Source organism: Streptomyces sp. NPDC055287 (assembly GCF_053646035.1).
Genome location: NZ_JBSHNE010000042.1, coordinates 1 through 14,123 on the forward strand (window position 1 = coordinate 1; position 14,123 = coordinate 14,123).

Annotated in this window: 14 protein-coding genes and 2 pseudogenes; 11 read left to right on the plus strand and 5 right to left on the minus strand. The window is 64.8% G+C overall.

What is annotated here, in order from left to right; translation table 11 throughout:
• The first annotated feature begins 139 nt into the window (after positions 1–139).
• The 7 genes and pseudogenes from ACWIHY_RS34285 (at position 140) to ACWIHY_RS34315 (ending at position 7,939) form a co-directional block, all read left to right on the plus strand.
• Positions 140–1,002, plus strand: a pseudogene (locus ACWIHY_RS34285) (transposase).
• A 384-nt stretch (positions 1,003–1,386) separates the two neighbouring features.
• Positions 1,387–2,502 (plus strand): tyrosine-type recombinase/integrase, encoded by a 1,116-nt coding sequence (locus tag ACWIHY_RS34290; protein WP_454380307.1) that lies wholly within the window; start codon positions 1,387–1,389, stop codon positions 2,500–2,502.
• On the plus strand, positions 2,499–4,979 hold the full coding sequence (locus tag ACWIHY_RS34295) for a tyrosine-type recombinase/integrase (protein WP_454380308.1): 2,481 nt from the start codon (positions 2,499–2,501) through the stop codon (positions 4,977–4,979). The genes ACWIHY_RS34290 and ACWIHY_RS34295 overlap by 4 nt, the downstream gene beginning before the upstream one ends.
• An 8-nt stretch (positions 4,980–4,987) precedes the next feature.
• Positions 4,988–5,518, plus strand: coding sequence for a DUF6262 family protein (locus ACWIHY_RS34300; RefSeq protein WP_454380309.1), 531 nt, complete (start codon positions 4,988–4,990; stop codon positions 5,516–5,518).
• Between the two features lie 169 nt (positions 5,519–5,687).
• Positions 5,688–6,518, plus strand: a complete 831-nt coding sequence (locus ACWIHY_RS34305) for a cutinase family protein (protein ID WP_454380310.1) — start codon at positions 5,688–5,690, stop codon at positions 6,516–6,518.
• A 144-nt stretch (positions 6,519–6,662) separates the two neighbouring features.
• Positions 6,663–7,313, plus strand: a complete 651-nt coding sequence (locus ACWIHY_RS34310) for a hypothetical protein (protein ID WP_454380311.1) — start codon at positions 6,663–6,665, stop codon at positions 7,311–7,313.
• A gap of 242 nt (positions 7,314–7,555) precedes the next feature.
• Complete coding sequence (locus tag ACWIHY_RS34315; protein WP_454380312.1) at positions 7,556–7,939, plus strand: hypothetical protein; 384 nt, start codon at positions 7,556–7,558, stop codon at positions 7,937–7,939.
• Positions 7,940–8,069: 130 nt separating this feature from the next.
• Here ACWIHY_RS34315 and ACWIHY_RS34320 read toward each other — a convergent pair whose 3' ends face one another.
• Both ACWIHY_RS34320 and ACWIHY_RS34325 read right to left on the minus strand, forming a co-directional pair.
• Positions 8,070–8,510, minus strand: coding sequence for a transposase (locus ACWIHY_RS34320; RefSeq protein ID WP_454380347.1), 441 nt, complete (start codon positions 8,508–8,510; stop codon positions 8,070–8,072).
• Between the two features lie 478 nt (positions 8,511–8,988).
• The gene (locus ACWIHY_RS34325) at positions 8,989–9,291 is read right to left on the minus strand and encodes a hypothetical protein (protein WP_454380313.1); all 303 of its coding nucleotides are present in this window, start codon (positions 9,289–9,291) and stop codon (positions 8,989–8,991) included.
• A 359-nt stretch (positions 9,292–9,650) separates the two neighbouring features.
• On the opposite strand from ACWIHY_RS34325, the gene ACWIHY_RS34330 reads away from it, so the two are divergent.
• A complete protein-coding gene (locus ACWIHY_RS34330) occupies positions 9,651–9,788 on the plus strand; it encodes a hypothetical protein (RefSeq protein WP_454380314.1) in 138 nt (45 codons plus the stop codon).
• A 330-nt stretch (positions 9,789–10,118) separates the two neighbouring features.
• On the opposite strand, the gene ACWIHY_RS34335 is transcribed toward ACWIHY_RS34330, so the two are convergent.
• On the minus strand, positions 10,119–10,811 hold the full coding sequence (locus ACWIHY_RS34335; protein ID WP_454380315.1) for a hypothetical protein: 693 nt from the start codon (positions 10,809–10,811) through the stop codon (positions 10,119–10,121).
• Positions 10,812–11,048: 237 nt separating this feature from the next.
• Positions 11,049–11,812: pseudogene (gene istB, locus ACWIHY_RS34340) on the minus strand (IS21-like element helper ATPase IstB); the annotation flags it as partial.
• 58 nt (positions 11,813–11,870) lie between these two features.
• Between istB and ACWIHY_RS34345 the strand changes: the two are divergent.
• Positions 11,871–12,152, plus strand: a complete 282-nt coding sequence (locus tag ACWIHY_RS34345) for a hypothetical protein (protein WP_454380348.1) — start codon at positions 11,871–11,873, stop codon at positions 12,150–12,152.
• 37 nt (positions 12,153–12,189) lie between these two features.
• Here ACWIHY_RS34345 and ACWIHY_RS34350 read toward each other — a convergent pair whose 3' ends face one another.
• Positions 12,190–12,555 (minus strand): hypothetical protein, encoded by a 366-nt coding sequence (locus ACWIHY_RS34350; protein ID WP_454380316.1) that lies wholly within the window; start codon positions 12,553–12,555, stop codon positions 12,190–12,192.
• Between ACWIHY_RS34350 and ACWIHY_RS34355 the strand changes: the two genes are divergently transcribed.
• Together ACWIHY_RS34355 and ACWIHY_RS34360 are read left to right on the plus strand one after the other, a co-directional pair.
• Positions 12,548–12,691 carry a hypothetical protein gene (locus tag ACWIHY_RS34355; protein WP_454380317.1) on the plus strand — a complete coding sequence of 48 codons (144 nt, stop codon included), beginning with the start codon at positions 12,548–12,550 and terminating at the stop codon, positions 12,689–12,691. The two genes, ACWIHY_RS34350 and ACWIHY_RS34355, sit on opposite strands and share 8 nt — an antisense overlap.
• An 891-nt stretch (positions 12,692–13,582) precedes the next feature.
• Positions 13,583–14,116 carry an EF-hand domain-containing protein gene (locus ACWIHY_RS34360; protein ID WP_454380318.1) on the plus strand — a complete coding sequence of 178 codons (534 nt, stop codon included), beginning with the start codon at positions 13,583–13,585 and terminating at the stop codon, positions 14,114–14,116.
• Positions 14,117–14,123 lie beyond the last annotated feature (7 nt).

Genomic DNA, 14,123 nt, shown 5'->3' on the forward strand with positions numbered 1-14,123 from the left:
TCACAGCGAGTTGGTTACAAGTCTCGTCCGGAATGCTCATACCACACCAACGAGCTTCAGGACGGGAAGCAACACCTTGATTCCCTGCAAGCCCTAAGGGCTGTCCCGTAATGACTGATCTTGGTGTCATGATCTTGCCATGTCTGGTCTGATCACGTCGTCGGAACCATCCTGGACAGCCCCGTTCACCGGGCTGAACCCGCGTCAGTTCGGCAAGCTAGTCACTGCGATGCGGAGCGAAAGTACGGACCAGGTGCGCAAGGGTCGACCGTGGAGCCTGACTCTGGAGGACCGGATCCTGCTCGTAGCGGCTCACTGGCGTACGAACTTGACGCTGCGGCACCTCGCCCCACTGTTCGGGGTGTCGAGTCGGCCGCCAACCGCATCATCGGCCACCTCGGACCGTCCCTTGCGCTTCAGCCCCGTCAGCGGTTCCGTAAGGACGCCGTGCTGATCGTCGACGGCACCCTAGTGCCCACGCGGGATCATACGGTTGCCGAGCAGTCGAAGAACTACCGGTACTCGACCAACCACCAGGTCGTCATCGACGCCGATACCCGACTCGTCGTCGCCGTCGGCCGACCGGTCACGGGCAACCGCAATGATTGCAAGGCCTGGGAACCTTCCGGTGCGAAGGCCGCCGTCGGCCGGGCCACAGTCATCGCGGACGGCGGCTATCGGGGCACCGGCCTGCTCATCCCGCACCGCCGTGAACGCGGCCAGACCGAACTGCCAGCTTGGAAACAGGAGCACAACACCTCCCACCGCAAGGTCCGGGCCCGCGTCGAGCACGCCTTCGCGCGGATGAAGGCATGGAAGATCCTTCGTGACTGCCGTCTGAAAGGCGACGGCGTTCACACCGCCACGCAAGTGGCGCAAGCCACCCAGCGCCCGTCTGACTGCAGCCTGCGGCAGCACCGTCGGCACCTCTCCACCTCGGCAACAGCCCACTATCCGCACCGCCTTGAGACCACCGCTCTACCACCGAGACCACCTTCGTGATCGCGAGCGAAACGCAACAGTTCGCGAAATCGCCAGTAGTTGCTTGTGAAACTAAAGTGCGCAACGAGGAAGCGGTATGGTCACCGGTCCTGGGAGAGCTTGTACAGCTCGGCGAAGAGACCGCCGACATCAAGGAGTGTCTGGAAGTCGCCTTCTTCGAGCACGCCTGCGCCGTCGAGGACGACGACGCGATCGGCGCTACGGGCGTTCTCTGGGGGTTCTCGGGCTGTGGCGTGACGTCGTACGAAGCCTCCTCGTTGGGGAGGTTGCGACGGTTCTCAGGGGGTGCGGCTCTGCGGTGGATCGTTGGGATCGACTCGTGGAGTAGGGGTACCAGTGCGTGCATTCCCTGTACAGCTGCCGTCAGGCATCCGGTACTGGACTGTGCTAGACGACGAGTTGGAAGTGGTGGAGGAAACCGACCGCTTCCTGCGGGATCTGAGGCTGGCCCGGGGGCGGGCGGAGACAACGACGAAGGCGTACGCCGAGGCCGTCGTGCTGTTCCTGGTGTGGTGCGCTACCACCGGGCGGCAGTGGCGGACCGCCGCCCGGGACATTGGGCTGTTTATGCTCTGGCTGAAGTGGACCCCGGGGAACAGCGGTCAGCGGCGTGTGGTGGTGCCCGGGCCGGGTGCGAAGCCGGTCCGGGGCGAGCGCCGGATCAACAAGGTGCTGACTGCCGTCCGGATGTTCCTGGTACATGCCGTGGTGAACAAGGCAGCTCCCGCCTGGGTGTTGGAGCAGATCTACGAGCTCGGCGACGATCGCGACCTGCCTCAGGAGGCTCGCGGCGAGAGCGGTGCGATGCGGTATCGGATGCGGGCCCGCCACGGGCTCCAAGAGCCCGAGAACGCCATCGATCGGGCCAGTGACGAGGAGATTGTGGCCATGTTCCTGAAGTGCCGCTCCGCCCGCGACCGGCTCATCCTTTTGTTGTTGTCGCGGGTCGGACTACGCCCGGGGCAGGTCGCCGGCCTGCGCCGGTGTGATCCGCATCTGCTGATGGACTCCCGCTCGCTGGGCTGCGACGTCGAGGGCGCCCACGTCCACGTCATCCGGCGTGAGAACGAGAACCGCGCCTGGTCGAAGTCGAAGAAGTCCTGGGCCATGCCCGTCGACTTCCTCGTGGTGCAGGCATTCGACCAGTACGCGCTAGAACGGCACGAGCGCCTGGGCGCCGGTGGCAGCGACTTCCTGCTGGTCAACCTGTTCCGGCCGCCCTACGGGGCGCCGATGACGACCGACGCGATCGGCGAACTGTGTGAGTCGTTGTCCCGGCGGGCCGGGCTGGGCCGGAAGATCGGCCCTCGGATGTGTCGCCATGCGATGGCCAGCAATGTCGCCGATGCCGGCGGCAAACTGGACGAGGTCCAGGCCCTGCTCGGGCAGAAGAGCGCGGAATCGCCGCGACCCTACCTGCATCCCAAACCTTCGCGACTTCGCGAGGCCGTTGAGCGGGTGCCCCTTCCGCGTGTGAACACCAAGGAGGGCGATCGATGACGATCGCTCTGGTCGAGAACCTGCCAGCAGAGCTGGACGACGTCACCGACGCTCTCATGGGGGCAGTGACCACAGAATTCCAGCAGCTCATGAGCTGGGATCCAGAAGGTCGCCAACTGGTCTTCCCCCGTGATCACCCTCTGCTCGGCGGCCCGGAGTGCCCGGTGACGGGCTGCGACAAGGTCGTCTTCCACACGAAGGACCATGGGCTCTGTGTGGGCTGCGCGAAGCGTCTGAAGTCCAGCGGGCAGGGCTTCGAGGAGTTCGTGTCCACCGCCAAACGGCACTGGCGCTCGATCGGCGTCAGCAACTGCCGGGTCTCGGAGTGCGGGCGCCCGTCAAAGACATCACGCGTCGGGTTGTGCAGTGCCCACCTGGGCCAGAGGAAGTCGCTCGGCCTGTCGGTGGAGGAGTTCATCCGCCACCCGTCCGTCAAGCCTCTGCCCGGCTTCGGCCCCTGTGAGGTCGCTGCGTGTCCCCGATCCCGCGACGGGCACAGTCGCCGGTACTGCATGGCCCACTACCAGCGCCGTCTGCTGGAGGTAAATAAGGGCAGCACACTCGATGAGGAGATTTGGCGGCTGACGACCCCGGCCATCGCCCAGGCTGGCGTGGTGAGTCTGCTCGGCCTGCCCGACCGGGCTGTGGCCGAGATCCTCTACGGGCTCCAGGAACGCGTCGCTGCCGGCATCAGGCACAAGGACCACCACGTCCGGCCCTTCTGCGATCTCGTCCGAGCCCGGCAGATCGATTCTCTGGCCGAGTTCGACGTCTCCGGCCTGAGCAAGATGAACGCCGCGCTGGCGAAGGGGTTCCTCAAACACGTTCTTCGCTGGACCATGTCACCGGAGACCGAGCGACACAAGGACACTTGGAACGGCGCCGCGTTCGGCATGACCGGCTACCTCCACTTCGAGAAGATCAGCCAGCCGTGGCTGCGCAGAGCCACGCAGGACTGGGCCGTCGACGACGCTCCCCGGCACCGGGGCACCAACCCCCGCGGGGCGATGCAGACGCAGATCAACTGCATCGTCAGACTCTCCGAAAGCCTGCGGCTGAACCGGCCGGACAAGGGCATCGACCCACGGCTCTTGGGCCGCGACGACATCGTGGCCTTCCTCAACCGGATGCGATACCTGGTGCAGCAGGGAGAGGTCGCAGCCGCCCGCCACGTCACCGATGTCCGGCACTTGCGGCGCATGCTCCTACGCATGCGAAGCCTCGGGCTGACCCAGCCTGACCAGCCCCTGCACGGCCTGCCCGAGCGATTCACGCTCCGGCCCGAGGACATCCCGGACGACCCCGAGGACACCGCGGCCGGCCGCGATCTCCCGCCGGAGGTAATGCGCCAACTCTGCGAACACCTTGACGCCTTGGGCGCAGGCGGCCTGCAGGCCCGCACTGCCGTCGAGCTGCTCATGGACACCGGCCGCCGTCCCGACGAGATCTGCAAACTGCCCCTCGACTGCCTCGAACGGGACGGCGACGGCGAGCCCGTCCTCGTTTACGACAACCGCAAGGCGCTCAGAAACGGCCGACGGCTGCCGATCGCCAAGGCCACCGCAGCCCTCATCATCGAGCAGCAGCAGCGAGTCCGGGCCCGTTTTCCCGACACCCCGCCCAAAGACCTCGCACTACTGCCGACACCCGTCGCGAACCCTCACGGCACGAAGCCCCTGACCGCCAGCTGGCTCGGCGTCCGCCACCGAGCTTGGGTCGTCTCCCTGCCGGACCTTCTCGTCCCCGCCGTCGTCGAGGTCGCAGGCGAGCGCGTCACGAAGATGCTGCCCTTCGACAAGGCGATGATCTTCCCCTACGCCTACCGCCACACCTATGCACAGCGTCACGCAGATGCTGGCATCCCCGTCGACGCCCTCAGGGTTTTGATGGACCATCGCCAACTCGACACTACACAGCGTTACTACAGGGTCAGCGAGAAGCGCCAACGAGATGCGGTCGAGCGTGTCACAGCGATGCAGTTCGACCGGCACGGCAAACGAGTCTGGCGGCAGGTCAAGGCCGTCCTTGACTCCGAGCACGCCCGCCGGGCGATCGGCGAGACCCAGGTCCCCTACGGCACCTGCACAGAACCATCGAACGTCGCCGCCGGCGGTCATGACTGCCCGGTCCGGTTCCGCTGCGTCGGCTGCAGCCACTTTCGCACCGACGTGTCCTACCTGCCCGACCTGGAAGCCTACTTGGCCGATCTCCTGCGCAACCGCGAGCGCTTGGCCGCGTTCACCGACGCCGACGACTGGGCCAAGGGCGAGGCTATGCCCTCGGACGACGAGATCACCCGAGTGCGCCGTCTGGTCAAACGCGTTCGCGAGGAACTCGACGACCTCACCGACGAGGACCGGGCGCAGATCCAGCAGGCCGTCACCGTGGTCCGCAGAACGCGGGCGAACGTCGTCTCGCTCGGCATGCCGAAAGTGAGGCAACCCCTGCCCGACCTGCGTCCCGAGAGGACCGCATGACCCCCAGCATGATCGACGGCAAGCGAGCCGACTCCGCACGGCGCCGAGAGCGCGTGATCAAGGCCCTGGCCGCGGCCCTGCGGACCGAAGGCGACGTCACCGTCTCCGGCCTCGCCCGCGCCGCCCGAGTGGACCGCAGCTTCCTCTACCGTCACCGTGACCTGCTCGAACGCGTTCACGCCGCTGCCAACTCGCCTGTCGAGGATGGACGACTGGCTTCCGTCAGCCGAGCCTCCTTGCAGGCTGACCTGGCCAATGCGCTGGAGCGGAACACCCGTCTCGCCGCCCGAGTACGCCAGCTGGAGAAGCGGCTTTCCGAGCAGCTCGGCGAGCAGGCGTGGAACGAGTCAGGACTCGGAGCCCCAGCCGACATCGACCAACTCCAGCGACGTATCAGCATGTTGGAACAGGAACTCGCCGAGAAGAGCGGAGAACTTGAGGAAAGGACGGAAGAACTCGAAGCAGCCCGGGCCGCCAACCGTGAGCTGACCCGAGCCGTGAACCAATCACACTCCAGTGGACAACCCATCTCAAGTTAGCTCGAAGGCTCGGGCCGCGTGATGACCCTGCGTTCGTCATCAGTACCTCGAATTGCGATGACTTGTCGTTCATGCTGCCCTGGAAGAGCAACATTCTCGTCTCTCGAGACGCGCCAGACCCCACCGAGGCGCAGATGCCGAATGGCACACTCGCACTCAAGGACTCGTGATGCTCAGGAAGCTGGCTGCTTGCTTCGGGGGAGCAGCTCTCCTTATCAGCGTGACGGTCGCTCCCATAGCGATATCTCAGGCGACAGCAAGCGCCAGATCACCAATATCTGAGCATTGTCGCGATCTTTACTTCTTTGGTGGGCACGGGCTAGGTGAAGGGGGAGCGGATGACTGGGGGAGCACCGTCCAAGACGTCTACGACAACTATGTAAAGGGCATAAACAACGCCGACCCTGATGCGTCGGTCGACGGAGAGGCCATTAAATACCCAAAGACAGAGTTTCCTGGATTTGGTCCTAAAGAATTCTTGAGGGAAAGGCTGGCCGCCGAGCGGCATGAGATAGTACAAGGCGCCAAAGCGCTGAACCGGCAACTGGTCGATCGGATAGGAGATTGCCGGGGTGCGGAAAACTATGTCCTCGTTGGATTCTCGCAGGGTGCGTGGGTGATTCACCAATTTCTGAAGGATGCACCCCAGGAAATACTTGATAAGATCTCCGGGGTTGCGGTATTGGGCGATCCCCAGTTCGCAGGTACGGGAATCATCTCGAAGATATTTACAAACTATGCGATCAAACCCTACTTCCCCCCCGGGGTCAGGCATCAGAGTTTGTGTCTTTCGTATGACCTTCCGGGGGCGGGACGCGCCGTGAACGACCCGATCTGCCGATTCTCTTACACAGACCTTGCGAGAGGAGAAGACTCAGACCTAAAGAACTGTGAAATGGCCGCCAAGGGGCTAATCAACACAATTTGGTGCCCGCATCTTCGCTATATCCAGACGGGTGGAACCAAGCGTGTAGCTGACTTCCTTGTCAGTGTGAGCTGATTGGAGATCAGGTCGGTGGATTGTGTGCCGGCATCTCGACTGGAAATGATCATTTGCAGGTGATTGACGCCGCGAAATGCCTCCACGCCAGGGACTGAATGGGTCCATCGTCAAGGCCCATTGCTCAGAAGGGAAGGGTGAGTGATGGGAGATCTCAAAAACGTCAGCTTTGCCTTCTTGAGCGGTGTTGCGCGGCCGAAGGCGTTCGCCGCTTTGGGCTCGATCTTTGCGCTTCTGAGCCTCACGCTTGGATATGACGATAGTGGGCGTCCATCAAGTGGTTACGTCTCAAACACTGCGCAATCTCGGGACTCTCGCCAGTTGATTAAATGGCCGGATGCCAGACGGCTTCTCGACAGGCCTGTCGGACCTCCAGTCCTCGCGAACCCCGACGCAGTTCCCGATCTCCCCGGGTGTCCTGCTTATGCGCGGCTAGCGGATGACTTCTACCAAAGAATTGACTATGAGTCCGATGAGGGTATTTTCCTCTCGGAATTCGTGACAGAGGGGGGAGGAGATACGCAAAACTTGGAGGATCTTCAAACCTGTTCGAAGGAGCGAGGTGACGGAGCTGTTGTCGAGATCCAAGTGCATAGAGTTCCTGGGGGTCCAGGAAACGTTAATGGAGCGGTCATTACGGATGGCGACTGGGAAGTGAAGCTCCGTGCCAGGGTTGTTGCCGGGGCTAATGTACTTATCGTTACGGAAGCCAACGATAGTACGGCAGATGAAGCGATTTCCGTTGCTGTGGCTCGCTGGGGTGGTACGGCACTTCCTCAAGGTTATGGCGAGTAGAACCGACGGGAAGCTTGTCTAATGGAACTCCATATTCGTTTTGTTCCATTACGCTAACGCCGGATCGTCGCAGCTCAACACCACGTGAACACCCCGCGCGATCGTGAACTCACCCGTTCCAGCGATAGCACCACACCTGTTGCGATGGATAAGCTCAAGCACACCGGCGCTGAGCTGTATCAACCTGAGCACACCGTCACCGCGACAGGCCGAACCCCCAGAGAATTGGTGTTGTCCAGGTCGTGGGTTACGAAGACCGCGGCTTTGCCTGCCGCGAGTTCTTTGAAGCGGCGGATCACGGTGTGCTCGGCGCGGGGCTCCATCGCGGAGGTCGGCTCGTCCAGCATGAGCATGATGGCGTCGCGGCAGCGCCGACGCCCTCACCCGATCCCTCACCCGCCATATCCTCAACACCTGGGGGCGAATGTGCGGACGTGCCTATGGAGGGCGGTGAGTTCTGGGCACTGGGCGAGGACGGTGGTGAACTGATGGCGTTCTTCGTCGCAAAGGTGGTCGGGGTGACGCATCATCCAGCCGGTGACCTGCCGGACGCCTGGTGGTGCCGGGGCAACAACACGGATGCGTCGGCGGCGCCTCGACCGCAGTCATCGCTGATCGTCCGGTAGCTGTCGCGGTAGCCGAGCTCCTGGGGCTCGGCGTGGAGATGGATCGCGTGGGTAATTCCTGCTGCCCAGCGCTTGCCCAGGTGGGGCTTGTTGGGGTCGAGCTGGCTCGGCCTGGGGTGGCGAGACCCGATCAGCACTTCTTCGGGGACCGCAGCTCGTGCGGCGCGGCGGACGGTGTATTGCCGCCCATATGCGGTTCCCGGGCGACCTCGCGGATGCCGTGTCCCTGGGCCAGCAGAGCAGGGGCGGTTGCGTGCCGTTCGCGGATACGGGCCTCGATCGGCGACATTTCCTTCTCAGCATCCGCATGGCCGGCGACCGCATCGTTCGTCCGGCCACCATCCCTGACGGTCACCTTCTTCCGGCAATCATTGTGCCGTCGCACGCCGCGTTCGACAGCGGTGCCGAGGTTCTGCCAGAGATGGAAGCGGTCGGCAACCTGAATCGCGTTCGGGGCACCGGTGTGGGCGCCGTCGGCGTAAGAAACGCCCCGGTCACGGCAGATGATCTCGGAGCCGGAATGTTCACGCAGCCAGCTGGCCAGGGTCGCAGCGTCGCGGCCGGGCAGCAGGTCGAGAGGCTGGCCGGTCTCGCAGTCGCGAGCACGGTGTCGTAGTGCTGTCCACGACGGGTGGCGAAGTCATCGACGCCCAGCACCTCGGAACGGTCCGGCGGGATCGGGCAGGGCCATAACCGCCCGTAACAGTGTCGTCGGCTCACCGTGTATGCAGGGCAGCGGCAAGAGGGCTCCCAGCCCGGCCGGCGAGCGCGACGGCGACAGCTTCCAGAACCCGCCGGGCGGCAGGCGTGCGGCGGCTAAAGCGAACGGTCAGGCCGTCGACCGCTGGACCTGACAGGCGGCCCCCTCCTCGAGGGCTATGTCGACCGCTGACTCTGCGGCAACCCGCGTGGCGAACGCAGGCCGCGTGCGATGAGGGCGCCCGCTTGGCCGTGGTTGGCATCTGACGATGCATCGTCGCGGGCCCTGGCGGCGCTCCACAGACATCAAGGGTGTGCCGGGGCGCCGGTCAGAGCTCCGCGCCATTCGCTCAGCCGATCAGCCTGCTAAGCAGGCCTCCGGTTGCGCCTAGGTCAGGACTTTCTGCGGCCGGAATCTCGGGTTGGTCGGAAACGCCGCCGATTCGATTCACGCCGGGATTGGAAATCCTCGAGTTTTGCTCAGGCAACGAGCTCGGCATCTCATGTCCGGCATGCTCTGGCTGGTCATTCCCGGAAGCGGATTGAACGATGGTGCCTCTGTTCTCTTCGTCCTCGGCGGTGGCTGGGCCAATGCTGCCGAGGACTGCTGCGGCAGCCATGGCGGTTACGGTCAGGAGCTTGCGGATGCGCATGTGGGGCGTTCTCCGTTCGAGCGCGGAACATTGGGCAGGCCCATATCATCATCAATTGTGAGATTGAAGCCCAATGCGCCCATCTGTGGGCGAGGCGTCCTAAGGCAAGTTGACCGCGGCGGGGGCGTGCCGGCCGCTGTGCTCGTGCTGGGGTACTGCGGCATCCGGCATCCGGTGGGATCGACTCGGCGGTGAAGGCTGCGGCAGCGATGGCCGCCTCCCGCGGGATGACGCGAAACGTCCCGCGGGAGTACTCGGCCCTCGGCGTGAGTACGTTCAGGAGCCGGTCCACATGTGCGCCACACGCGTTCCGGTTCTCCTTCTTGCCGGTCTCCTTGTCGACGAAGAACACCGGTGTCGTGGCCCTTCACCTTGCGGTGCTCAGTCCAGAGGGTGACGCGGGCCGCCTGCGCCCGCTGCTCGGCCTCGGCGCCCTCGTGGGAGTCCCGCAGCGGATCCTCCGCGATCTCGACCCCGTAGCCCGTAGTACGTGGTGATACCCGTGAAGAACAAGCCGGCGGCGGCGGCTCCTGCGGCGACGATAGTGCCGATCGTGGCCCAGTTGGCACGGCGTGCCCAAGCGGCGATCCGCTGCCGGCGGGTGGGAGGAGCCGGAACCGGCGCCGGTGCGCGATGCCGCCTGTGCCGGCAAGGGAGGCAAGGAGGCAGGGACAGCGCCCCTAGGTGTCCGTCCAGGTCCTGGCCCCGCGCGCCTTCGGCTACGGCGAGCGCTTTGATCTTGCCGTACTTCAGCATCGCCAGGAGAACGTGCTGTTCGTAGCCGGCCTCCCTGACGGTCTGCACCACCATGCCCGGCCACAGGACCTTCAGGGCTTCTCCGTCTCACCGCATTCGATCCTGGTCACCTTTGAAAGGGCCGCCTGAAGAAGACCGGCCTCGATGTACCCGAAAGCCATGGATGCGCTGCTGAACGTCTCCGGCTCCTCCGGACGAAGAGCGCCCTCGCTGGTGCGCAACCAGTGTGTTCCTTGACTGTCGACAAAGCGCAGGTCAACGTCGTACACAGGGGGTTTCACTTCTACCCGCGAGCACGGAGGCAGCTGCCCCACGTAGCGAGCTTTCGTAACCAGGAACGCCTCCTCGAGGGAAACCTGGGTGTACGTGGGCTCCAGGGAGGTAGAATTTTCTCTATACAGCTTCTCCCAGGCGCCGCGCAGGCTTCGCTCGTTGGCGATATCAGAGAGTGAATCACCATGCGGGCGGGCCTTTGCCAACCTCGCCGTAGCTTTCGGATCAATCCATTCGTAGTCGAGCTGCACAGAAAAGATGGGCTCAGGTGATCGGTTCACCAAGACCCTGACGAGCCCCCCGGGCCTCTGCTCCATCCATGACATCACCAGGGAGGCCTGCTTCTGCACGGCCTTCTCCTGATCCTCCCGGGACTGCGCAAGCTGATCTTCAGCCGTGCGCACGTTCCAGTACGTCACCACCCCCGTGAACACCAGACCACCGGCTGCGACAACCGCCGTGACTACGGCTGTCCACTTGGCCCAGTCCAAGTGCTGACGCTGCCGAGTCGGCGGCCCGCTCCGCAAGCTGCTCCTCCTCGGTGCCGGATGACGTCGCGCCATCCTTACCCGACCCGCCTGTCAACGGTCATTGAGATGCCCAGGTGGGTGGCCGTTGGAGGCCCAGGCTGGTGGCCATCAGAAAGCCAGGCGTGTGGCCGGTGGTGTTCCCGGGGTGGGGGTCAGTTCAAGGGGACTACTCCCTTCCCGGCGAGGGCCTCGGCGGGAAGGGAGTAGTCCCCTCCCGGCGAGGGCCTCGGCGAGGCGATGCGAGTCACCGGTGGTGGTCACGAGGTGAGCGTGATGCATGAGGCGGTCGGTGCTCGCGCCCGCGAGAGTCTTCGGCGTGATCGTGTCGAAGCCCGAGGGTGAATGTTGCTGGTCACCGCGATGGACCTGCGTTCGTAGGCTGCGTCGATGATCCGGTAGAACGCCTCAGCGGCGTCTTCCCCGACGGGCAGCAGGCCGATGTCGTCGATGACGATGAGGTCCGCGCGGCAGATCCGGGCGACGGTCCGTGCGGTGGACCCGTCGACCTTCGATTTGCCGATCGCGGCGCTCAGCGTCTCCAGGGTGAACCAGGACACCCGCAGGTCCTTCTCGATCGCGGCTTGTGCCAGGCCCTCGGTGAAGTGGCTCTTGCCCGTCCCCGACGGGCCGGCGATCACCAAATTCTCGGCGCGGCCGATCCACTCCAGGGTGATCAGGGAGTTCTGGGTGGGTTCGGGGATGGTGGAGTCTTTGGCCCGCCAGGAGCCCAGAGTCTTGCCAGTGGGGAAGTTCGCCGAGTGCCGGCGAAGACGCCGGGTGGCCGCGTCGCGGCCGGTGACCTCCTCGGCTATCAGCAGCCGCAACACCTCGGCGGGGTCCCAGCGTTGGGCACGGGCGGTGGCCAGGACGTCCGGGGCCGCTTTGCGCATATAGGGCAGGCGCATGCGGCGCATGAGCTTGTCGAGCTCCTCCGGCAGAGCCGGGGCCTGGGGAAACGTCATGGTTGCAAATTCCTTCGTCGGTCTGGTTCGGCGCCGATAGGCTCGACGGGTGATCGATATGCAGGTGCGTGGTGAGAGCGGCGACGTCATAGCCCGGGCCGAGGGCGGGTTGCAGTGGATTTCCGCTTTCGGTGATCTGAATCCGGGGCGGTTCCCGATGCTCTGGGGCCTGATTCCCTATGGGGACGCGGTCTTCAACCATCGGCAGGTGTCGCTGCTGCTAGCGGAACTCGACCGGCTCCCGGCCGCTTGCGGCGGTGACTGGGTCGGGCAGGCCCGCAAGTTGTGCCAGGTCGTCGAGCAGGGGTCACACCGATATCTCTGGTTTGTCGGCGACTGACCGCAGAGTCGTGCGTCAACTTCCCTGAAGTCGTCGCCTACTGGCCCAGGGCTTGCCAGCCGATGGTTCCGTTCTGGACGGAGTGGGCCTCGTCCGCGCGGACGACCTCGCCGACGGGCTTGCTGTCCGCGATGTGTCCCAGGATCGAGAGCAGGTCCTCGTCAGCGAAGCGCCCGGCCGTGGCCGCCAGACCGAGGGCCTGATCGACTTTGTCGTTGCCCAAGACGGTGGCCAGCTCGACCGCGCGGGCCGTCTTGGCGCGGATACGAACCGCGCCGGCGGGTCCGGCCTCCTTGAGCAAGCGTCCCGCCCCGGGGCCGATGCCCACGAACGCGATCTCCGCCTCCGAGCGCGGCTGCAGCCTCGGCTGGAGGACGCTACGGCCGTCGGGAGCAATGGCCAACACCGCTTTCACCACACCCGACGACCTCGACCGCAAGCTCCGCAGCGAGTTACGCAGGATCCAACTCCGGCCCTGTCTCATCGACGGCTGTCTCACCGCCAAAAGACTGGCCGTCAACCCGCCGACTCCACCCTGAAATCCTCAGTAAGCAACGCCGGGCTTTGACGCCTCGTTGTAGACCGCGCGGCATTCGACACCTGCTGGGTCTTCACCACCGGCACCTATAGCTGGTGGTCGCGTGGGCGCTGGGCGGATGCCTGTGCCTGACCGGGCCTCGTTGCCTTTCCGTAGATCGAGCACAGCTCGGCACCCCGCGGTCGCCACTACCGAGAACACGATCTGGCTGGCCACGTGGGTGCCGAACGGGCGCCTTTTGCCTACCGGGTCCGGAGGCCTCAGCCCAGACAGCACGGCGTCCGGCGCCTTCGTGACCAGCCAGATCGTGCTTCGTGGTGTGCTGCGCGGGCGCCGGCGCCTGTCCATCGCCTGGTCCCGATGCCTCGTCGTAGATCGCGCGATGCCCGGTGTCCTCGCAGCACACCACGAGCCGTCAACACCCTTACCTAGATCACTCGTTGGTGTTGGTGGTGCGAGCCCGCTGCATGGTGACCTCTTGTGAAGCCCGAGCCGTCTGAGCTCCCTCATTCCCGTTGTCGCTAACCGGCGATCACCGTTGTGTACGCAGCCGGGAAGCAGGGTTCACTGCGCCTTCGCGTAGGGGCGCATGTAGTCGTAGTCGGGCACTCGCTCAGGAGTCACTGGCGTCGTCGGCGTCAGGTCATGCCCCGTGCACGGCCGCACCGGCCCGGCACTGCCCATCCGCATCCCAACTGATGCTGATGCCGGGGCAGTTCCGTCTCTTCGAGTGAACATAGATCAAATACCGCCGTATGCGCAGGCCGTCGACCGGATATTGAGCACGTCGGCCGGACACGAAGCTCCGGTCGCAGACGGAAAGCGGCGGTTGTTCACACCTTCCGCCCAACCGCCCCTCACGGGAGACGGTCATAAGAAAGGTGACATGTTCATGAACGCAGAGGCCACCAAGCGGGTCGCGCTCGTCTTCTCCCTGTTCGACACCAACGGCAACGGCGTGCTCGAAGCCGACGACTTCGAGCTCATGGCGGGCCGTGTCGTCGAGGCGGCGCCCGATTCGGACAAGGTCGCGAAGGACGCTATGTGCGAGGCCTTCCGCCAGTACTGGACGACTCTGCGCACGGAGCTGGACGCCAACGGCGACGGCGAGATCAGCTTGGAGGAGTACACCGCCTGCGTGCTGTCGCCCGAGCGCTTCGACGCGACGATCGACGAGTTCGCCCGGACGCTCGCCGCGCTCGGGGACCCGGACGGTGACGGGCTCATCGAACGCCCCGCATTCGTGGCGCTGATGAGGGCGATCGGCTTCGAGCGCGCAAACATCGACGCCCTCTTCGACGCCTTCAGCCCCTCGGACGAGGACCGGATCCAGGTGGCGACCTGGATCACCGGGATCAAGGACTACTACGCACCGGACAAGGCGGGAATCCCCGGCGACCACCTGGTCACGAGCACAGCGGTCTGACCACGGG